The 19335-nt window shown below is 53.8% G+C and carries 20 protein-coding genes; 5 read left to right on the forward strand and 15 right to left on the reverse strand.

Annotated elements, in window-relative coordinates; translation table 11 throughout:
• The first annotated feature begins 46 nt into the window (after window positions 1–46).
• A complete protein-coding gene (locus tag OCL06_RS09275; protein ID WP_262993750.1) occupies window positions 47–2647 on the forward strand; it encodes an EAL domain-containing protein in 2601 nt (866 codons plus the stop codon).
• On the opposite strand, the gene rep is transcribed toward OCL06_RS09275, so the two are convergent.
• On the reverse strand, window positions 2648–4660 hold the full coding sequence (rep, locus tag OCL06_RS09280; RefSeq protein ID WP_262993752.1) for a DNA helicase Rep: 2013 nt from the start codon (window positions 4658–4660) through the stop codon (window positions 2648–2650).
• A 138-nt stretch (window positions 4661–4798) separates the two neighbouring features.
• Between rep and ubiK the strand changes: the two genes are divergently transcribed.
• Window positions 4799–5044, forward strand: a complete 246-nt coding sequence (gene ubiK / locus OCL06_RS09285; RefSeq protein ID WP_262993754.1) for a ubiquinone biosynthesis accessory factor UbiK — start codon at window positions 4799–4801, stop codon at window positions 5042–5044.
• Window positions 5045–5062: 18 nt separating this feature from the next.
• Here the strand turns inward: ubiK and ubiA are convergent, their stop codons facing one another.
• The gene (ubiA, locus tag OCL06_RS09290; RefSeq protein ID WP_262993756.1) at window positions 5063–5935 is read right to left on the reverse strand and encodes a 4-hydroxybenzoate octaprenyltransferase; all 873 of its coding nucleotides are present in this window, start codon (window positions 5933–5935) and stop codon (window positions 5063–5065) included.
• Entirely contained in the window at window positions 5928–6494 is a 567-nt protein-coding gene (locus tag OCL06_RS09295; RefSeq protein WP_262993758.1) for a chorismate--pyruvate lyase family protein, read from the reverse strand. The genes ubiA and OCL06_RS09295 overlap by 8 nt, the downstream gene beginning before the upstream one ends.
• A gap of 194 nt (window positions 6495–6688) precedes the next feature.
• On the opposite strand from OCL06_RS09295, the gene OCL06_RS09300 reads away from it, so the two are divergent.
• Window positions 6689–7108 (forward strand): flagellar basal body-associated protein FliL, encoded by a 420-nt coding sequence (locus OCL06_RS09300; RefSeq protein WP_262993760.1) that lies wholly within the window; start codon window positions 6689–6691, stop codon window positions 7106–7108.
• Here the strand turns inward: OCL06_RS09300 and glpG are convergent.
• From glpG to OCL06_RS09340, 8 genes are all read right to left on the reverse strand, one after another.
• Complete coding sequence (gene glpG / locus OCL06_RS09305) at window positions 7105–7977, reverse strand: rhomboid family intramembrane serine protease GlpG (protein ID WP_262993762.1); 873 nt, start codon at window positions 7975–7977, stop codon at window positions 7105–7107. The two genes, OCL06_RS09300 and glpG, sit on opposite strands and share 4 nt — an antisense overlap.
• Window positions 7974–8291, reverse strand: a complete 318-nt coding sequence (gene glpE / locus OCL06_RS09310; RefSeq protein ID WP_262993764.1) for a thiosulfate sulfurtransferase GlpE — start codon at window positions 8289–8291, stop codon at window positions 7974–7976. The genes glpG and glpE overlap by 4 nt, the downstream gene beginning before the upstream one ends.
• Entirely contained in the window at window positions 8291–9316 is a 1026-nt protein-coding gene (gene tdh, locus OCL06_RS09315) for an L-threonine 3-dehydrogenase (RefSeq protein ID WP_262993766.1), read from the reverse strand. Before tdh ends, glpE begins: the two co-directional genes overlap by 1 nt.
• On the reverse strand, window positions 9313–10506 hold the full coding sequence (locus OCL06_RS09320) for a glycine C-acetyltransferase (RefSeq protein WP_262993769.1): 1194 nt from the start codon (window positions 10504–10506) through the stop codon (window positions 9313–9315). Before OCL06_RS09320 ends, tdh begins: the two co-directional genes overlap by 4 nt.
• 139 nt (window positions 10507–10645) lie before the next feature.
• Window positions 10646–13108 (reverse strand): putative bifunctional diguanylate cyclase/phosphodiesterase, encoded by a 2463-nt coding sequence (locus OCL06_RS09325; protein WP_262993771.1) that lies wholly within the window; start codon window positions 13106–13108, stop codon window positions 10646–10648.
• 1 nt (window position 13109) lies between these two features.
• Complete coding sequence (locus tag OCL06_RS09330) at window positions 13110–14285, reverse strand: hypothetical protein (RefSeq protein WP_262993772.1); 1176 nt, start codon at window positions 14283–14285, stop codon at window positions 13110–13112.
• On the reverse strand, window positions 14282–14674 hold the full coding sequence (locus OCL06_RS09335) for a hypothetical protein (protein ID WP_262993775.1): 393 nt from the start codon (window positions 14672–14674) through the stop codon (window positions 14282–14284). Before OCL06_RS09335 ends, OCL06_RS09330 begins: the two co-directional genes overlap by 4 nt.
• Window positions 14675–14824: 150 nt before the next feature.
• Entirely contained in the window at window positions 14825–15895 is a 1071-nt protein-coding gene (locus OCL06_RS09340) for a glycosyltransferase family 9 protein (protein WP_262993776.1), read from the reverse strand.
• Between the two features lie 42 nt (window positions 15896–15937).
• Between OCL06_RS09340 and OCL06_RS09345 the strand changes: the two genes are divergently transcribed.
• Together OCL06_RS09345 and coaD are read left to right on the forward strand one after the other, a co-directional pair.
• Window positions 15938–16687 (forward strand): 3-deoxy-D-manno-octulosonic acid kinase, encoded by a 750-nt coding sequence (locus OCL06_RS09345; protein WP_262993778.1) that lies wholly within the window; start codon window positions 15938–15940, stop codon window positions 16685–16687.
• Between the two features lie 68 nt (window positions 16688–16755).
• Window positions 16756–17262 (forward strand): pantetheine-phosphate adenylyltransferase, encoded by a 507-nt coding sequence (coaD, locus tag OCL06_RS09350; protein ID WP_262993780.1) that lies wholly within the window; start codon window positions 16756–16758, stop codon window positions 17260–17262.
• A 2-nt stretch (window positions 17263–17264) separates the two neighbouring features.
• On the opposite strand, the gene mutM is transcribed toward coaD, so the two are convergent.
• From mutM to rpmB, 4 genes are all read right to left on the reverse strand, one after another.
• Window positions 17265–18074 (reverse strand): bifunctional DNA-formamidopyrimidine glycosylase/DNA-(apurinic or apyrimidinic site) lyase, encoded by an 810-nt coding sequence (gene mutM, locus OCL06_RS09355; RefSeq protein ID WP_262993783.1) that lies wholly within the window; start codon window positions 18072–18074, stop codon window positions 17265–17267.
• Between the two features lie 2 nt (window positions 18075–18076).
• On the reverse strand, window positions 18077–18553 hold the full coding sequence (locus tag OCL06_RS09360) for a hypothetical protein (protein ID WP_262993785.1): 477 nt from the start codon (window positions 18551–18553) through the stop codon (window positions 18077–18079).
• Window positions 18554–18736: 183 nt separating this feature from the next.
• Window positions 18737–18892: a 50S ribosomal protein L33 gene (gene rpmG / locus OCL06_RS09365; RefSeq protein WP_013786148.1), complete on the reverse strand. Its 156-nt coding sequence runs from the start codon at window positions 18890–18892 to the stop codon at window positions 18737–18739.
• A gap of 11 nt (window positions 18893–18903) precedes the next feature.
• Complete coding sequence (rpmB, locus tag OCL06_RS09370) at window positions 18904–19140, reverse strand: 50S ribosomal protein L28 (protein WP_262993800.1); 237 nt, start codon at window positions 19138–19140, stop codon at window positions 18904–18906.
• Between the last annotated feature and the right edge of the window lie 195 nt (window positions 19141–19335).

Consider the following 19335-nt stretch of genomic DNA (forward strand, 5'->3'; position numbering starts at 1 on the left):
TAGATTAACAGTCATCTACTATTATTATTCTAATTTGGCTACCGAAATGTCATCAGATTCAACGCAGTTGGAGCTATCCGAGGATGAGTTACGCGAACTCATCCCGCAGCTCCAGCAACTTACTGATAAGTATAAGCGCGCCGAACGCGTGCAGAAGGCGCTATTTGATATTTCTGAGCTAGCCAGCTCGGTAAGCCATCTCAACAGACTGTATTCCGCTATTCACGAAATCATCGGCGACTTTATGAACGCCGACAACTTCTTTGTTGCCTTTTATGAGCGCGACGCCAACGTCATCGATTTTGCCTACTTCGTTGATGAGTTTGACGAACAAACCATTAAGCAGCTGCCTGCCGACCAACTGATGGACGGTATTACCGGGCATATCCTGCGTACCGGTAATCACATATTTTTCCGCCGCGAAGAAGAAGCTGACTTCAGTCAGGCCACCGGCGTACAATTATATGGCTCTCAGCCGCACCAGTTGTTAGGTGTACCGTTGAAACGGGGCACCCAGGTTATCGGGGCCATGGTGGTACAAACCTATGACGAAGAAGTCTGTTATACCCAGGAAGACTTAGAAGTACTACTGTTCGTGTCCCAGCACATTGTGACCACGGTAGACCGGGTAAAAAGCCGCGAGTTAACTGAACGCACTATTCGCGACCGCACCCGTCAGCTACGCAAAATTAATGATGATCTGCAGGAAGAAATTCTCGAACGCCAAAAAGTCGAGTCGCTTCAGCAGGCCCTGTTTGAAATATCAGAACTGGCCGCCAAGCTGGATGGCGACATGACCGTGTTCTATTCCAGCCTGCACGATATTCTGGCGCGGCTGATCAGCGCCCCCAACTGTTTTATCGCCATTTTGGACGACTCCCGGGAGTATCTGGAGTTTCCGTACTTCAGTGACTCCCAGAATGACAGCGCAGAGAAGCGTCCGCTGGGCCTGGGACTCACCGAATTTGTCCTGCGTACCGGTCAGGCAGAGTTGATTAACCCTCCGCGGGTACTGGAACTGGCTGAAGCCGGCGAACTGGATGTGTCAGTTGCACAGAACATGCTGAGCAGCGCCAACTCCTGGCTGGGCTCGCCGCTGGTGGTCGATGGAGAGATATCCGGTATTATCGCGGTGCAAACCTACGGTAAGCATGCCAAGTACACGTCTCGCGATTTAGAGCTGCTACGCTTTGTCTCCCACCACATTGCCGTGGCCATGGAGCGTAAACGCAGCACCGAAGCCATTCAGCGCTATAACGTACAGCTGGAAGCGCGGGTACAAGAGCGCACCGCCGAACTCGACAAAGCCAACCAGTTTCTGAAACAGCAAATTGAAGAGCGGAAGGAAATTGAGTTAAAGCTTATTCACGACGCCCATCACGATTCTCTGACCGACCTGCCCAACCGCGCCATGTTTACCAGCCGGCTGGAGCTGGCCATTGCCAGTAAGCAGCGTTATGCGGAAAACCTGTTTGCGGTTCTGTTTATCGATCTCGACCGTTTTAAAGTGATTAACGACACCCTTGGTCACCACGCCGGCGACGAATTTCTGGTGGAAGTATCGAAACGTATTACCAAATGTATTCGCGGGCACGACCTACTGGCGCGCCTGGGCGGCGATGAATTTGTGGTGCTGCTGGACAACTTTGACGACCTTGAGGATGTTGAGGAAGTTTCATCACGTATTATCGATGCTATTTCCGAGCCCTTCGTGCTGGAAGGTAAAGAAATGTATTCCGGTGCCAGCATTGGCATTGCACATCTGGAAAGTTATTACCGCAGTGCCGATGAAGTGCTGCGCGACGCCGACGCCGCCATGTATCAGGCCAAAACCTTGGGCCGCGGGCGCTTCGTGATGTTTGATAAGAGCATGCGTGATCGCTTGCTGGAAGAGCTGGAACTGGAAAATGACTTCCGCCGTGCCTTGCGGGAAGAGCAGTTTGAATGCTATTTGCAGCCGGTAATTAACCTCAACACCAATGAAGCGCTGTACCATGAAATGTATGTGCGCTGGGAACATGCTTCCCATGGCCGGGTGCCCCGTGAGCAGTTCCGCGAAGTGGCAGAACAAAGCGGGCTGACCCTCGAGCTGGATATCTTTCAGCTACGAAAAGCCTGCGAGCTGTTAATTGGCTGGCGGGAAGAACACGATAAACCGCACCGCATTGCCGTGAACGTGTCTATTCACCACCTGCTGCAGGCGTCGCTGGTGAATAAAATTGTCGAGTTAATAGAAGAATACGGCATTTCTGCCAATGAGCTGGTGTTTGAGTTTGATGAGAACGACCTGAACCGCCGCTCTCACTACATTTTACCGGCCATTAAGAAGCTGAAACGGGCTGGGATTACGCTGGTACTGGATAACTTCGGCAGCGGGCTGGCATCACTCAGCTACCTGTTCGCCTACCCCTTCGACTTTATCAAGATTGATCACCGGTTTGTGAAATCGCTGCCCCGCTCGCAGCGCAACCTGAAGCTCATCCAGTCGGTGATGCTGATCAGCGAACATTTACGCTTTAAGGTGATTGCTGAAGGTGTGGATGCCCGGGCGCAACAAGAGGCGCTCAGTGAAATCGGCTGCAACTATGCGCAGGGCAAAGTGCTGAGCGCGGCCCGGCCGCTGGCCTTAAAACAACTGGCCGGCTAACTACTTATTCAGCATATCCCGCAGGTTAGCGATGCTGGCCTTGCCCTTTTGCTGACGCACCTCGGGGCTGTCTTTTGGCTTCTGATTTTCCCACTGCACATCATCTACCGGCAATTCATACAGGAACCGGCTGGGCTCCGGCTGCAACACCTCACCAAACTGACGCCGCTCTTTGGCTAAGCTGAAGATAAGTTCCCGCTGTGCCCGGGTAATACCTACATAAGCCAAGCGCCGCTCTTCTTCCACGTTATCTTCGTCTATGCTGCTCTGGTGTGGCAGTAAGCCTTCTTCCATACCCACCAGAAACACAATCGGAAATTCCAGTCCTTTGGAGGCATGCAGGGTCATCAGTTGGACCTGATCGGCTTCGGCATCATCTTCACCCCGCTCCATCATATCCCGCAGAATAAGTCGGTTGACCACTTCCTCCAGCGTCATAGGCTGATCCAGTTCATTGCCTTCCAGCATGTCGGTGATCCAGCCAAACAAGGTACTCACGTTGGCCATAGCCATTTCAGCGGCTTTCGGGCTGGGGCTGTGTTCGTACAGCCACTCTTCATAGCCCATGGATTTGATCATGCTGCGCAAGGCGTCTGCGGTGTCACCGCGGGCCGCGTTATCAGATAACTCCACAATCCAGCGCGCAAACCCCGATACGGCCTGATAGGCCTTACCCGACAACACCCCGGACAACCCGCTGTGGGTAGCCGCACTGAACATAGACTGATTCAGGGTATTGGCAAAATTACCAAGTTTTTCTAAGGTGGCGCGGCCGATGCCCCGGTTCGGGGTGTTGATCACCCGCAACAGCGCGTTATCGTCATCCTGATTCACCAGCAACCGCAGGTAGGCCATGATGTCTTTTACTTCGCTACGCCCGAAGAACGACATGCCGCCACTGATTTTATAGGGAATGCGGTTACTCATCAGTAGCTTTTCAAACAGCCGGCTCTGGTGATTCCCGCGATATAATATGGCGTAGTCCTGAAATTTGGTGCGGTTCATGAACTTATGCGCTATCAGTTCCGCCACCACCCGTTCGGCTTCATGTTCTTCGTTTTTGGCGGTAATCACCTTAAGCGGCTCGCCGTACTGCAGTTCAGAAAACAGGGTTTTATCGAACAAGTGCGGGTTATTCTGAATAAGAATATTGGCGCAATGCAAAATACGCCCGGACGACCGGTAGTTCTGCTGCAACTTAATGACATTGAGCCGGGGGAAGTCCTGCTGTAGCAGGTTCAGGTTCTGTGGCCGGGCACCCCGCCAGGAATAAATACTCTGATCGTCGTCGCCGACCACCGTAAAGCGGGCGCGCTCGCCGACCATCAGCTTAACCAGCTCGTACTGACTGGTATTGGTGTCCTGATATTCATCCACCAGCAGATAGCGAATTTTATTCTGCCATTTAAGCCGGGCCTGCTCATTGTTCTTCAGCAGCAGCGTAGGCAGCAGAATAAGATCATCGAAGTCCAGCGCGTTATAGGCTTTCAGGTGGTTCTGGTATTGTTTATAGGCTTCCGCAAACTCTTTTTCACCGGTACTGGTGGCCGTACGTAGCAGTGCATCGGGCAGCAGCAGGTCATTTTTCCAGTTCGATATGCAGCTTTGCAGTAATGACAACTGATCTTTGTCACCGTCCAGGGTATCGGCCGTCAGGTCGGTGAGCAGTGCCAGCGAGTCTTTATCGTCAAACAGCGAGAAGCCGGGCTTCAGCCCTAAGTCTTTGACATGCGACTTGATAATATTCAGGCCCAGGGTGTGAAAGGTAGACACCTTGAGGCCCCGTGCCTCTTTTTTGCCAAGGGTCTGGGCCACCCGCTCTTTCATCTCACGGGCCGCTTTGTTGGTAAACGTGACCGCCGCGATATACCGGGCCGGCATGTCACAGTTTCTTACCAGATAGGCAATTTTATTGGTGATCACGCGGGTTTTGCCACTTCCGGCACCCGCCAGCACCAGGCACGGCCCTGACACGTAAGTCACAGCAGATTGTTGCGCGTCGTTCATCTTCATGGAAAGTCAGATACCCGCTTGTTAACCCAGACACGCGCCACAGGGGAGTAGACCCACCGCAGCGGTTTTCATTGCATGTCGACTGTATCGCTATAGAATGGAGGCATCGTCGACGACGCGCATTATAAAGGAAAATCCATGCTTGATCCGAAGAAACTGGAAGAATTGGCTAAACAAATTGCCGACGCCGTGCCTCCTGGTGTCCGCAATATGGCAGAAGAAGCCGAAGGCCGGGTGAAACACGTTTTGCAGTCGCAGCTGTCTAAGCTGGACCTGGTCACCCGTGAAGAATTTGATATCCAAAGCCAGGTACTCATTCGTACCCGCGAGAAGCTGGAAGCACTGGAAGTGCGTCTGGCCGAGCTGGAGAATAAGGCCGACTAACCCGGCCTGTGGGGCGGCTCAGGTCAGCAGGTAATGCGCCAGCAGCCCCACCGTGATCACCATCCCCACGTAATGACTTTCTAAAAACGCCTTAAAGCAGGCCTGACGCTCACGGGCGCGAATACGCAGATAACTGTGCGCGAACAGCAGCACCGTGACGCCCAGCGCTGCATAGTAAGGCCAGCTTGCGTCTATCATCCATCCCGCCATTGCCAGTAGTGCCAGCGTTATCAGCTGCAGCAGCACGATCATGGCCTTGTCGAAGCGCCCGAACAGCACCGCGGTAGATTTTATTCCCACCTTGATATCGTCGTCCCGGTCGACCATGGCATACATGGTGTCGTAGGCCACCGTCCAGCACAGATTGGCGAAGAACAATAGCCAGCCCCAAACCGGCACGCTGCCGGTCACGGCGGTAAATGCCATGGGAATAGACCAGCCAAATGCCGCCCCCAGCATCACCTGGGGTAAATGGGTATAGCGCTTCATAAACGGATAGCTGGCGGCCAGCAGCAAGGCCACTACCGACATTGCAATGGTTTGCCAGTTGAGCATCAGCACCAGCATAAAGGCTATCACGATGTGTAGGCCAAAGAGTTGCAGCGCTTCAGTTTCCGACACCTCGCCGCTGACCAGCGGCCGGCCCGACGTGCGCTTCACTGCACCGTCTACCTTACGGTCGGCGTAGTCGTTGATAATGCAGCCGGCCGAACGCATCACCACTACCCCGGCAACGAAAATGGCGACTACCGGCCACGCGGGAATGCCCTTGGCGGCGACAATAAGCGCCCACAAGGTGGGCCACAACAGTAAATAAATACCCACCGGTTTGTCTATGCGCATCAGTCTGCCGTAGGCGTTAAGGTTGGTGAGCGTTAACTGATTAGTCATGGTGATAACCCTCGTTGTACACAGGGGCACCGGGTAAGAAGACTTCCGCCACCAGCATATGCTGATCGTGAAGTGAAAATTTGGAACGCCGTCCCCACAGCGGCCGGGTAATGTCCATATTCAGGCGCGCCACGGTAACTGGCGGCACCTCACACAATTCAAAGGCCGAGCGGATAAACCGGCTGTCGTTGAAAATGCGCTTCCCCAGCGGCTCGGCACCTAAGTTTGCCAGCTCGTCATCTATCAGGGTTTGTGGGATCACCGAGCGGGCATATACCCATGGGGTGTCGTCGGCGCACAACAGCACTTCCCGCACCTGATAGGAATCTGCCGGCCCAGGTAAGCGGGCACACTCGCTGGCATGTAGCGGTGCGCTACCCTGCCCAAGTTTAACCAGGGTAAACTGCCGGCACAGCGACTGCACACGCTCGGTCAGCGAGCCGGTGTCTGATAACCAGTTTTTCAGGTAGGGATTGGGTAGCCACACGTCGTCTTCCGGCGACCAGCTGACCTCTAAACCCACAGGGAAATCAGGAGTAACTTTCAACGCTTTGCTCATATTCATTCAGGAAGCCGCATCTTAGCACTGCCTGGCGGCTTTCGCCCAGTATACGGGGCAGTCTTTCCACCCAGACACTGTATTTTATCGTACAACAACTCTATACTTTTGCAGTAGTGCGTAGTTAGCTGATTTTGCTACACTAACAACACTACTCACACGCCTTGTTCCATCACTATACTGATAAAATATTTATGAATTTGCGCTTTTTGTTTCGCACATTGCTAGTTTCGTTTGTTCTGCTTGCCGGCGTTAGCTCCAACGCACAGGCGCAGGGTAAGCCAAATTATGCGTACCTGGGTTTAGAGCCGGACATTGTTACCAACTACGTGGGTACCACGGCCCGTAAGCTGGGCTATGTGCGCGTGACAGTAGAATTGATGATTAACGATGTTGAGTTGCTGGAAATAGCCGAGCACCACATGCCGCTGTTACGGGCCACCGCTATTGAAATTTTCGGCCGTCAGCCGGAAGAAAAAGTGAAATCACTGACCGGGCGGGAAGACATCCGCCGCGCTATTCTCACTGCCCTGCAGGATCACATGAAGCAGGAGACCGGCGGCGAAGTGGTGCGCGACGTTATCTTTACCAAATACCTGTATCAGGGCGGTTAACCCGCCCGTTTATCCGCCCCTACACTCAGTATAAAGGCTAGTGCACAGCCGGTGATAAGGCCAACGGTATGCGCGGCATTTGCCATACTGACCCACAGCACATCGGCATATCCCAGTACCAGCCACACCAGCATAAAGCCGATAATGGCGCGGGGGATACTCAGCCCCCACTGGGGCTTCAGCCAGCCCAGCCACCATACAAACCCCATCAGGGCATAAACGACGCCGGACAAGCCGCCAAAGGGCAGTAAGCCGTTGGGTAAGGGCGCTGTGAAAAACGACTGACCCACGCTTGATGCCACCGCGGACACCACAAACACCATCAGCAACATGCTGACCCCTAAGGTACGCTCAATCTGAGCGCCCAGCATGCCCCACCACAACAAGTTAAACACGATGTGCAGGATGGAGAAGTGGATAAAGGCCGGGCCAAGCAGACGCCACCATTCGTGATTCTGCATCAGCAGCGACATGGGCTGCATCATCAGTTCGCTGGCAATGGGTGAGAACAGCCCCACCAGCGACAGCGCATATATGACCACGCATATCACCAGTACCGTGGCGGTAAAGGGTGACGTCATGGCGTTACGCAGCATACTGGCAATGCTGTTGCCGCCTTGCGGTGTTAAGCGAACCCGTTCGCCGCGCTGCCAGGCAGCTTGCTGGTATTTGGGGTCGCGGGGATTTTGCAGGAAATCTTCGGTGATATCCCGGGCACGCAGTACGTCGTCGTTATTTTCCAGGATGAGCGCAAATTCGTCACCGACGTCAGTGCGCTCTACCTTCACCTTAATGCCCTGACTCTGCAGATAATTCGCCAGCAGATGGGCCGCGCCTTCCTGCCGAAAGGCGATTAACGGCGAGCTCACGAATTACTACTTTCAAAAGGCTGCGAGGCGCGCCAGGCTTCAAAGCCTCCGTCCATGCTGTAGACTTCTTCAAAGCCCTGCCCGGCGATGACCTGTGCGGCCTGCTGGCTGCTGATACCGTGATAGCACACCACTACCACTGGTTTGTCTTTGGGCGTGTTAGCCACAAACTCAGCCAGATTGTTGTTATGCAAATGGAGCGCGTCACGCATGTGCCCGTTGGCAAACGACTGCGGGTCGCGAATATCCACCACCGCATAGTCGTCTTGCTTAGCGGCCACATCCGCCACACTGATATGAGAAAACTGCGTCATTATTGCCAGTCCAGAATAACTTTACCTGATTCACCTGAGCCCATGGTATCAAAGCCTTTCTGGAAGTCATCCACTGAAAACTGGTGGGTAATGATAGGCGTCAGATCCAGACCGCTCTGAATGAGGCTGGCCATTTTGTACCAGGTCTCAAACATTTCGCGCCCGTAAATGCCTTTAATGGTCAGCCCTTTAAAGATCACTTCGTTCCAGTTAATGGCCACGTCCTGCGGCGGAATGCCGAGCATGGCCACCTTGCCACCATTATTCATGCAGGCCAGCATGTCGCGGAACGCAGAAGGCACACCCGACATTTCCATGCCGACATCGAACCCTTCTGACATACCCAGCTCATTCATAACATCTTCTAGCTTGGTTTTCGCCACGTTAACGGCGCGGCTGGCACCCATTTTTTCTGCCAGCGCCAGACGGTAAGGATTAACGTCTGTGATGACCACATGCCGTGCACCGACGTGCCGGGCGACGGCAGCGGCCATAATGCCGATGGGGCCAGCGCCGGTGATCAGCACGTCTTCGCCCACCAGATCGAAGCTCAGCGCCGTGTGAACGGCGTTACCGAACGGGTCGAATATGGAGGCCAGGTCGTCGCTGATGTTGTCAGGAATCTTAAATGCGTTGAACGCCGGGATCACCAGGTATTCCGCAAAGGCACCGGGACGGTTAACCCCCACCCCGGACTCGTTACGGCATAAGTGACGACGGCCCGCGCGGCAGTTGCGGCAATGCCCGCAGGTAATGTGCCCTTCGCCGGAGACCCGGTCGCCCACTTTAAAGCCGGCCACTTCTTCGCCCATGCCAACGACTTCACCCACGTACTCATGACCCACTACCATGGGCACCGGAATGGTGTTTTGTGCCCACCCATCCCAGTTATAAATGTGCATGTCGGTGCCGCAAATTGCGGTTTTACGAATTTTGATCAGCAGGTCGTTATGGCCTACTTCCGGCTTGGGCGTATCTTCCAGCCAGATGCCTTTTTCACTGTGTGCTTTTACCAATGATTTCATTTAATCACTCCCAGCTCGCGGCCTACTTCAATGAACGCATCCACGGCGCGATCCACATGCTCAAGGGTATGTCCGGCAGACATCTGAGTACGGATACGGGCCTGCCCTTTGGGGACCACCGGGTAGGAGAAGCCAATCACATAAATGCCTTTTTCAAGCAACTTGTCAGCCATCTCGCTGGCCAGTCGCGCATCGCCCAGCATCACTGGAATAATCGGGTGATCTTTGCCGGCCAGCGTAAAGCCGGCTTCTTCCATGCGGGTACGGAAATGTTCTGCATTACGCCACAGCTGTTCGCGCAGCTTGCTGCCGTTGCTCATCATATCGAACACTTCCAGAGAGGCAGCCACAATCGGCGGCGCCACGGAGTTTGAGAATAAATACGGACGCGAACGCTGACGCAGCCACTCAATCACTTCTTTTTTACCTGAGGTATAACCGCCAGACGCGCCGCCTAATGCTTTACCCAGCGTGCCGGTGATAATGTCTACCCGGTCCAGTACACCGCAGTACTCGTGGCTCCCGCGGCCGTTTTCACCCAGGAAACCAGTGGCGTGGCAGTCATCAATCATCACCAGTGCATCGTATTTGTCGGCCAGGTCGCATACGCCTTTCAGGTTGGCAATCACGCCGTCCATCGAGAACACGCCGTCGGTGGCGATAATTTTGAACCGGGCACCGTCAGCGTTGGCTTGCTTGAGCTGATCTTCCAACGCTTCCATGTCATTGTTCGCGTAGCGGTAGCGCTTGGCTTTCGATAAGCGAACACCGTCAATAATACTGGCATGGTTCAGGGCGTCGGAGATGATTGCATCTTCTTTGCTGAGCAGGGTTTCGAACAACCCGCCGTTGGCGTCGAAACATGACGGATACAGGATTGTGTCTTCGGTGCCCAGAAACTCACTGATTTTGCCTTCCAGCTGCTTGTGAATATCCTGCGTACCGCAAATAAAACGTACCGAGGCCACGCCAAAGCCATGACTCTCCAGGCCTGCTTTCGCAGCGCTGAGCAGGTCGGGGTGGTTGGCCAGTCCCAGGTAATTATTGGCACAAAAGTTAATGACATGATCGCCGTTTACGTCGATGTCGGCCTGCTGTTGTGACGTAATAACCCGTTCACGTTTATACAGCCCTTCTTCTTTCGTACTCGCAATCTGCTCCTGCAAATGTGCAATAAATGCCTCAGACATGCTGATCTCCCGGTTCGCTAAAAGCGTGTATTTTAATGAATGCAGTAATGGGGGTATAGCCCGGCCTGGTGATCTCCCCTGCCCTGGCCCCCTAACGTGTAAAGGAAACCGCACAGCGGGAATACTCACGCTGTGCGGTTCAGGCCCTGTTTGCCTTAAATACCGGCAGTTCGGTGGCCCATACGCCGCCAATTACTTGTTGCTGTAGTGTAGCCCAAAGGTCGGCCTCAGGAATAGGCTTGCTGATAAGATAACCCTGGCCCTGATGGCAGTCGAAGTGACAAAGCAGCTCGTATTGGGCGTTAACTTCAATGCCCTCGGCAATCACCAGTAACCCCATGTTTCTTACCATGCTAATAGTAGAATACACGATAGAACGATCATCCGGGCTGTCTACCATGCCGGCGATAAACGACTGGTCAATTTTAATGTAATCTGCCGGCAACGACTTCAGATAACTCAGTGACGAGTAGCCGGTACCGAAGTCGTCTATGGCAATCAGACAGCCCATAGCGCGGATACGCTCCATGACACTGGTTGCCCTGGCAATGTCGGTCACCAGCACGGTCTCAGTCAGCTCCAGCGACACCATAGAAGGCGCGATCCCCTGCTCGATGATTTGCTGCTCCAGGAAGTCAGGCAGGCTGGGATCAAGAAAGTGCCCTGAAGACAGGTTGATGGCCATCTTCACGTCGCTGAAACCGTTGGATTTCAGTTCCCGCAGGATGCGTGTGGCCCGGGCAATCACCCAGTAATCCAGCTCCAGCATAAATGCCGTGTTTTCCAGCAAGGGGATAAATTCATTGGGGGGGATGAACCCCTTCGTGGGGTGCTGCCAGCGTAACAGCGCTTCAAACCCAACCAGCTTGCGGGTTTTCAGTTCTATCTGGGGTTGCAGTGCCAGCCAGAACTGGTCGTCGCGCAGGGCTATCCGTGCCTCACTTTCCAGCTCTACCTTGCGCATTACTTTAAGGTTCATGGTCGCATCGTAAATACGAAACGATGCCCCCTGCTGTTCTTTCGCCTCGTACATGGCAATGTCGGCATGGCGCAGTAAATCCACTGACTTACCCTGCGACTGCTTGGTAATGGCGATACCGATACTCACCGTGACATAAAACTGCATGCCATCCACATCGATGGGCGTGGAGAACGCCTCAAGCAGCTTTTTAGCCACCACTTCTGCCTGCTCACGGTTAGCAATGTGTGACAACAGCACCACAAACTCATCGCCACCAAATCGCGACGCGATATCAGTATCACGGAGCGGCGCGGTAATGCGGGCCGCTGCCGCTTTCAGCAGCCGGTCGCCCACGTCATGGCCATGGCTGTCGTTGACTTTTTTGAAGTCATCCAGATCCAGAAACATCAGCGCCACAATGCGATCGTCTCTGGCCGCGCCTGCCAGCTGCTTTTCTATCTGATAGGTGAGCATATTACGGTTAGGCAGCCCGGTCAGTGTGTCGAACATGGCCATTTTTTCCAGCTGCGCGGTGTTCATGGCCATGCGGCTGTCGATGTCTTCCAGGGTTTGCGCTAAGTCGTCGGCGGTCGCTTCCAGTACATCCAGTTCGTCGGTGAACCGGGTGCTGCGCCAGGAGGCAGCCTGCCGGGTGGCCTTTTTAAAGTCATCGTAACGCTGCTGCGCCAGCATGGGGAGGCGACTGGCAATGGCCAGCAGTTTATTGCGGTACTGGTTAATGAACAGATACACCAGAATGGCAAACAGCGCGAACAACACCACCGCACTGCCTACCACCAGGGTTTTATAGCGTGCTGCCTGTTTCATCTGTGCCGTAATATCCTGCACCAGCAAGATAAAGGTTTCCCGGCCCCTGCCCGGTGACATGGGCAGCAGATTCACCAGGTAACTATCATGGCCCATCTCCACTCTGCGCCCTTCTTCAATGAGCGCGGAAATACTGCCTCCCGCTAACTTTTCAATTATCTTTTCTATATCAGCGCGATAGCTTTGCGACAGCCGGCTGGCAATGGTTAACGGTGGTGCGCCGGGCTGGTCCCGTTGCTGCACCAGCGCCAGGCGGGTGCCGGTAGACTCCCCCAGCAGTGAAAGCAGTTCCTGTAACCGCATAGATACGACGATAACCGGCAAGGCATCGCCCTGGGACATTACCGGTATGAACAAATATTGTTTGCACAATGCTTCGCAGTACAGCATGGAGGTGGTGGTAAATTCCTGCTGGGTTGTCTTCACGTTCGGGGTCAGCAGTGCCATAGGGGGCGGGGTTTCCGCGAAGCGCACTTCACCGGTACCATCAAATAGCCAGATATCATCCACCTGCATATTGATATACAGATATTCCCTGGAGTCGCGAAGTGACGTTACCAGGTTTTCGAGGCTCTGTTCCTGTGCCAGGGAGATGTTGGTAAAAGCATCCAGCCAGATTACCGTACGGTTATTCAGCTCCCGGTTAAACAGTGCGTAACGTTGCTCATTCTCTACCTGGGTCTGATAGTGTTGACGCTGAATGTTTTCACTCGACTGACGAATGAGAATGGTCGCAATCACCACGGTAACCGTGAGCATCATCAACAGCAGGATCACCATTACCTTGGTGGTAAATGATACCTGTACGCGCATATCAGAACCAATACATCAATTGCACTGCCCACATGCGCCATTCCGGGTGGGTAGACAACTGGGTACGGGGGTCAAACAACCCTTTTACTCTGGCCCCGCCGCGTACCCAGTGATGTTCTGCCTGAAGTCGCCAGTTTGGCGCCATATCCCACCGCAGACCTAAAGTAGTGGTATCCATATAACCGAAGTACGCGGGTACCATACCACCGGTTTGTTCCATCAGTTGCGAACCGTCCCGATCATTGCGATTGAGATCGTAGGTGTCACGCATGACCAGTCCGCTCCACTGGTCATTGAACAAATAGCGCAGCTGCACATAGCCGCCTTCGCTGATGCGGCTATTGATGTAATTGGGCGCGAACGCCCCGGTGTCACGCTGCCTTTCTCTGATTAGCTCGGCACTGATCTCCCAGTTTTCGCTGTAGTATTCCATGGACACCATGGTACGGAAGATTTCGCTCTCACCTTTAAACAGATTGTCGACCGGCGCTGGTTCATAACGGAAGTCTGAGTCGAGCAGGCTCACCCCAAAGCGCCAGTTCATGCTGGGCGGCTGCCAGTACACACTAAACTGGTGCACGAAATCCTGCTTCGCCTGACCACGGGCATCCACCCCCAGATAAGCTTTGGTTTGCTCTTTACTGATTCTAGACCGGCCGTAACTCCAGTTTACTTCCCAGGAGCCCGCATCGGTGAGACGGTTTAAATGCAAAAGCGCACCGTCGCTGCCCAGGGCAATATCCCGAAAGCCATCGTAATATACCGACTGCGGCAGCACCGCCGAGGCCCGGGTATGGGGAACATCCCGGGTGGCAGAGTACAGCCAGTGTTGATTCTTAAACCGCCCCAGGTGCAGGTGGCCACTCCATTTGGCAATGTCTGGCAGGGTTATGTCGACAAACAGATAGTCGAGGCGAAGCCCCTGATCGTAGCGGTTCGCCCCGTCCAAATATACCACCTGGCCGACCACGGCTACCCGCTGATCGAAGGCATACCTGCCATTCAGCCCCAGTTCGGTCAGCTCAGTGGTAATGTCGCCATCATCAGTCATAAACTCGCTGTCCACTGACTGGGTAATACCCTGTGACAAATACCCGTGCCAACTGCCGGTGCCCGCCACGGCGGGCAAGCTGAGCATACTGATAACTGTGAAAGCCAGCGATGCTAATGATTTCATTGTTGTTCTGCCTTCAACTGACTGTATTCTTTCATACCGGCGGGCGAGGCATACCCAATAGCCCCCGGTGTAGTTAGCACTGCGTTAATAAGTGCCCGTTCTGAATTGACGGTGGTCGGGGGGTCGCCCTGCCCTGAATAGGTAATCTGATTCCACAGCCGGTCTAGCTGGTAGGGAAACATGCGTAACTGTTCGCGACAGAATTGTTTATGCAACGGCATATCAGATTGCAGCATGAATACGGTGATTTTACTGCCATCATCCCAGTACTGACGATTACCGGTAAAAATTTTGAGTACATCGGAATGGCTCAGACGCACGTTGTCATTCTGCTGGGAATAGATAATCTGGGTGGCGTTGGCCGCCTGGGCAGGCGTGCACACTGTCATGCATGCAGTTAACACCGCAAACAGGCAGCAATATATTTGGCTGGCGTGATTGTCCATTCTACTCAACTCAACCTCTCCCTGGCAGGAACTTTTAACGCCATGGCTGTGAATAATGTTAAGTGTAGATAATCCTGAAGCAATTTACCGCAATTAGTCCGCAGGCGCCTGCAGGAGGCTGTCCACTGTGTGGATAACACTGTCGAGGGAAATTTTTTGCATGAGGTCTTCGCCTTTGGCGCGAGCGCCCCATGGCAATTCCTGCCAGGGCTTTCCTCGTTGTGCAGCAATGCACTCATCATAAACCGATACCACATGATTCAGGTTATTGTAGGGGCCTGTCCGGCGGGGGTTAGAATGCGCGTATAACCCCACTACGGGCGTGCCCACTGTCGTTGCCATATGCGCTGGCCCTGTATCTGGCGCAATAACCAGTTCTGCATGCGACAGCAGCGCGAGCAATTGATGCAACGAGGTCTGCCCCACCATATTCGCCGTGACGGGCGGTTGATGAGCCAGTATCGCCTGAGCCGTTTGTTTATCTAATTCGCCCGGCCCTCCACACAGTACAACAGACTTGCCACGAGAATGCAGATGCTTAGCTATACCTGCGTATCGTTCCGGCAACCAATTGCGTTCCGCTTTGCTGGCGGCCGGACTAATGACCACAAACGGCCCCAGCTCCGCGGCTTTGGCTTTGGCCCAGGCGGCATCTTCCTTACTGACCGGAATGTGCCAGCTAGGTGCGTCAGTTTTGGGCACCCCCAGGGCATCGGCAAAGTCCATAAACCCGTCCAGCACATGGGCGTGCTTGCGAGGCGCCACCCGTTCGTTGGCAAATAACCAGTGCAGCTCTTTGCTGCGTCCCCAGTCAAACCCAATGCGACGGCGGGCATTGATAACCCGAGAGGCCAGATTTGCCCGCAGTGCCACCTGCATCATCAGCAGCGCATCAAATACGGTATCTTTGAGTGTTGCCTTGAGCTGGGCGACAGCCGCTTTACCCTGGGATTTATCGAAGACCACAAAGCGGATCCCCGGCATCAGCCTTACCAGCTGATATTCGACTTTACCAATTACCCAGGTGATTTCAGCCTCAGGCCAGTGCCGTTGGATTCGGTTCACCATGGCGGCGGCGTGACACACATCACCGATAGCCGATAACCGCATCACACAAATCTTTTTCCCCACGCTCTCACTCACTTTCGCTGAAAAAATTGTCATAAATCATTACAATGAGTAAATTTACCATAAGATGAAGAGCACATGGCGATAAAACAGTGGTCTGGTGAGCCCGGGCACACCATTTTATACGATGACACCCTGTGGCCATCGCCCAGCACCGCTGCGTTCACCGCAGATTTCTGGGAAAGCCGGGATCTAATTACCGGTCAGGCAGCCGGACGGGGCACCACCCTCTTTATCCAGCACGACGAGCAGCAGTGGGTGTTGCGACACTACCAGCGCGGCGGCTTGCCCGGTAAAGTTTTACAGGATCAGTACCTGTTCACCGGCATTGAGGCCACCCGGGCAATCCGGGAGTTTCGGCTGTTGCATCTGATGCGTGAGAAAGACTTAGCGGTGCCGACGCCGGTGGCCGCCCACGTGAGCCGAAGCGGCCTGGCCTACCGGGCTGATCTCATCACCGCCATGATCCCCAACAGTGCCGACCTGCATCAGGTGCTTTGTCAGCGCGCGCTTAGCGATAATGAGTGGTTTACGGTCGGCGCCGCCATTGCCCGCCTGCAGCATGCCCAGGTGTATCATCACGACCTCAACGTGCGCAATATAATGCGTGATGATGAAGGCACTATCTGGATCATTGATTTCGATCGCTGCTACGTACGCCGGGGTCTGCGCTGGAAAGGCAAACCGCTGGCCAGGTTGCTGCGCTCGTTACGCAAAGAAGCGGCCCGCAATACTGACTTCCACTATGCTGATGAAAACTGGGCGACAATCATGGACGGGTACATAGAAACCCAGTCGGAACTGACGCTACAGCGCACCTCATCATGACGACAGACCATTGCAACCCATGGACATTCTCGGTAGTGTTCCGTTAAAACTCACACTGATTGGTTATTATGCATACCAGAGCCCTTTATCCCGGTACGTTCGACCCGATTACTAACGGACATGCCGATTTAATTGAGCGCGCCTCGCGCATGTTTTCCCATGTGATTGTGGCGATAGCGTCGAACCCCAGCAAACAGCCGCTGTTTACCCTAGATGAGCGGGTAGCCTTGATCCAGGCGGTCACCTCTAATCTGCCTAACGTGGAAGTAATGGGGTTTACCGGCTTACTGGCGGATTTTGCAGATCAGCAGAATTCCACGATTTTAATTCGCGGACTGCGAGCGGTGTCTGACTTTGAATACGAATTTCAGCTGGCGAATATGAACCGCCGTCTGAACCCGAAACTGGAAAGTGTTTTCCTCACCCCGGCGGAAGAAAATTCCTTTATTTCCTCCACCCTGGTCAAGGAAGTAGCCCTGCATAAAGGCAATGTCAGTGGCTTTTGTCACCCGGTAGTGGAAAAAGCCTTAGTGGACCGGGTTCAGGAAAACCGTAACAAGCAGGGTAAGTCGTAAACTCAGCGCTGGCAGCCGGTACAGAAGAACGTATTCCGCTGCCCTATCACCTTGCTTTTGATCTCTCCGCCACACCGTGAGCAGGCCTTGCCGGCTTTGCCGTACACATGCAGGTGCTGCGCGAAATAGCCCGGATTGCCATCGCTCTGGGCGAAATCTTTCAGCGTGGTGCCCCCTTCATTAATGGCTTTTTGTAACACCGCTTTAATTGCCTCAGTAAGCGCTGCATAGCGCGCACCGCTCACCCGCCCGGCTGCGCGGCGGGGATCGATACCGGCCAGGAACAGCGCCTCGTTCGCATAGATATTGCCTACGCCTACCACCACGTCGTTATCCATGATGAATGACTTCACCGGGACCTTGCGGCCCCGTGACAGCGTATACAACCGCTGCTCATCAAACGCGTCTGTCAGCGGCTCGGGACCCAGTTTACTGAAATGCGGCAGTTGCTCGCCTTTAGGTTGCCACAGACAGGCACCGAAGCGACGGGGATCGTTAAACCGCAGGCACTTACCTGAATTCAGTACGATATCCAGGTGATCGTGTTTAACCACCTGCTTGGTGCTGTCTACGACTCGCAGCTTGCCTGACATTCCCAGGTGCAACACGATATCTGCCTGCCCGACATCAATTAGCAGGTACTTGGCCCGCCGGGTGACATCAGCAATGGTATGGCCCTGCGCGTGGTGCACTTCGTCAGGCACCGGCCAGCGCAACCGTTTATCGCGTACAATAATCTTTGTGATGGTGTGACCAATCAGCCAGGGCGAGATCCCCAGCCGGCTGACTTCCACCTCGGGTAATTCAGGCATAGTTACTCCGCATTATTGCCATACCAGGGGATAAGACCGGACAGCGACACCTCCGTCAGGCGATACCACTGACCGTTGTGTGATACCAAAGTCTCTGCAGGGGTGGGATAAAACGCATACACCAGCCCCTGTGCGTTACCGGCCACCCACACCACCACGATCATGGGTGTCATCTGCCGGGTGCTGGACTCGGCAGCCGGGTATGGCACAAGCTGGCCCCGTTGCCACGCTTCCAGCTGACGCTGGGCCAGGGCCTGAGTGTCGCTGCTCAATGGCTTATCTGTGATATAACGCCATTGCTGTCCCGCCCGTTCGAGGCGCTGCTGATCCTGCTCCACTTTTAGCACATACGCACCTTCAGGCATCAGAGGTTGCGGCGTACCTGCCTTCTCAGCGGGTAAAAAGCTGTCTATATTGAACAGCGCAATCATAATCAGCATGGCAAAAATCACCACGTTATTCATTGCGCGTTGCGACATACGGGCCACTGGCGAATCCATCCTGTTAATTATTCTACGGTTATCATATACCACACAGAGGCGGCAGGTGATCATAAACTACCGCATGGCGACGGGTGATGTACACACGCCGAATTTTAGCCTGCCCTAAACGCAAAAAACCCGGCCTGAGCCGGGTTTTCGTGGAGACAAAAGCAAGTTGTTTTACTTGATTTTTGCCTCTTTGAACATAACGTGCTTACGCACAACGGGATCAAACTTTTTGATCTCCATTTTGCCAGGCATGTTACGCTTGTTCTTATCTGTGGTGTAGAAGAAGCCAGTACCTGCAGAAGAAACTAATTTAATTTTATCACGCATTGTAAGCTTCCTTAGATTTTCTCACCACGGGCACGCATGTCAGTCAGTACTGAATCGATACCCTTCTTGTCGATGATACGCATGCCTTTAGTAGACAGACGCAGTTTAACGAAACGGTTTTCACTCTCAACCCAGAAGCGGTGAGACTGAAGGTTAGGCAAAAAGCGACGACGGGTCGCGTTTCTTGCGTGCGAACGGTTATTACCAACCGTAGGACGCTTACCTGTTACTTGACATACTTTTGACATTGTATTTGTCTCCAGAACAACGATAACTGTCGCGTCAATCGATCCCACCGCTCAATCAGTCACTGGGCCAAATGACGTATTACTATAAATAAGAGGGCGCATTTTATACAGTAAAAGGCCCTCCGGTTCAATAAGAAAGTGAAAAAAGTCGCGGTTTTCGACCAGAAAACGCACATTTTTGTCGTTTTCGGACAC

This window comes from Alteromonas salexigens, assembly GCF_025628895.1.
Lineage (GTDB): Bacteria > Pseudomonadota > Gammaproteobacteria > Enterobacterales > Alteromonadaceae > Alteromonas > Alteromonas salexigens.

Bases quoted from the DNA above. Each gene is read 5' to 3' on its own strand.
- OCL06_RS09275 (WP_262993750.1), top strand. From the start codon at position 47: ATGTCATCAGATTCAACGCAGTTGGAGCTATCCGAGGATGAGTTACGC.
- rep (WP_262993752.1), bottom strand. From the start codon at position 4,660: ATGAAGATGAACGACGCGCAACAATCTGCTGTGACTTACGTGTCAGGG.
- ubiK (WP_262993754.1), top strand. From the start codon at position 4,799: ATGCTTGATCCGAAGAAACTGGAAGAATTGGCTAAACAAATTGCCGAC.
- ubiA (WP_262993756.1), bottom strand. From the start codon at position 5,935: ATGACTAATCAGTTAACGCTCACCAACCTTAACGCCTACGGCAGACTG.
- OCL06_RS09295 (WP_262993758.1), bottom strand. From the start codon at position 6,494: ATGAGCAAAGCGTTGAAAGTTACTCCTGATTTCCCTGTGGGTTTAGAG.
- OCL06_RS09300 (WP_262993760.1), top strand. From the start codon at position 6,689: ATGAATTTGCGCTTTTTGTTTCGCACATTGCTAGTTTCGTTTGTTCTG.
- glpE (WP_262993764.1), bottom strand. From the start codon at position 8,291: ATGACGCAGTTTTCTCATATCAGTGTGGCGGATGTGGCCGCTAAGCAA.
- tdh (WP_262993766.1), bottom strand. From the start codon at position 9,316: ATGAAATCATTGGTAAAAGCACACAGTGAAAAAGGCATCTGGCTGGAA.
- OCL06_RS09320 (WP_262993769.1), bottom strand. From the start codon at position 10,506: ATGTCTGAGGCATTTATTGCACATTTGCAGGAGCAGATTGCGAGTACG.
- OCL06_RS09325 (WP_262993771.1), bottom strand. From the start codon at position 13,108: ATGCGCGTACAGGTATCATTTACCACCAAGGTAATGGTGATCCTGCTG.
- OCL06_RS09330 (WP_262993772.1), bottom strand. From the start codon at position 14,285: ATGAAATCATTAGCATCGCTGGCTTTCACAGTTATCAGTATGCTCAGC.
- OCL06_RS09335 (WP_262993775.1), bottom strand. From the start codon at position 14,674: ATGACAGTGTGCACGCCTGCCCAGGCGGCCAACGCCACCCAGATTATC.
- OCL06_RS09340 (WP_262993776.1), bottom strand. From the start codon at position 15,895: ATGACAATTTTTTCAGCGAAAGTGAGTGAGAGCGTGGGGAAAAAGATT.
- OCL06_RS09345 (WP_262993778.1), top strand. From the start codon at position 15,938: ATGGCGATAAAACAGTGGTCTGGTGAGCCCGGGCACACCATTTTATAC.
- coaD (WP_262993780.1), top strand. From the start codon at position 16,756: ATGCATACCAGAGCCCTTTATCCCGGTACGTTCGACCCGATTACTAAC.
- mutM (WP_262993783.1), bottom strand. From the start codon at position 18,074: ATGCCTGAATTACCCGAGGTGGAAGTCAGCCGGCTGGGGATCTCGCCC.
- OCL06_RS09360 (WP_262993785.1), bottom strand. From the start codon at position 18,553: ATGTCGCAACGCGCAATGAATAACGTGGTGATTTTTGCCATGCTGATT.
- rpmG (WP_013786148.1), bottom strand. From the start codon at position 18,892: ATGCGTGATAAAATTAAATTAGTTTCTTCTGCAGGTACTGGCTTCTTC.
- rpmB (WP_262993800.1), bottom strand. From the start codon at position 19,140: ATGTCAAAAGTATGTCAAGTAACAGGTAAGCGTCCTACGGTTGGTAAT.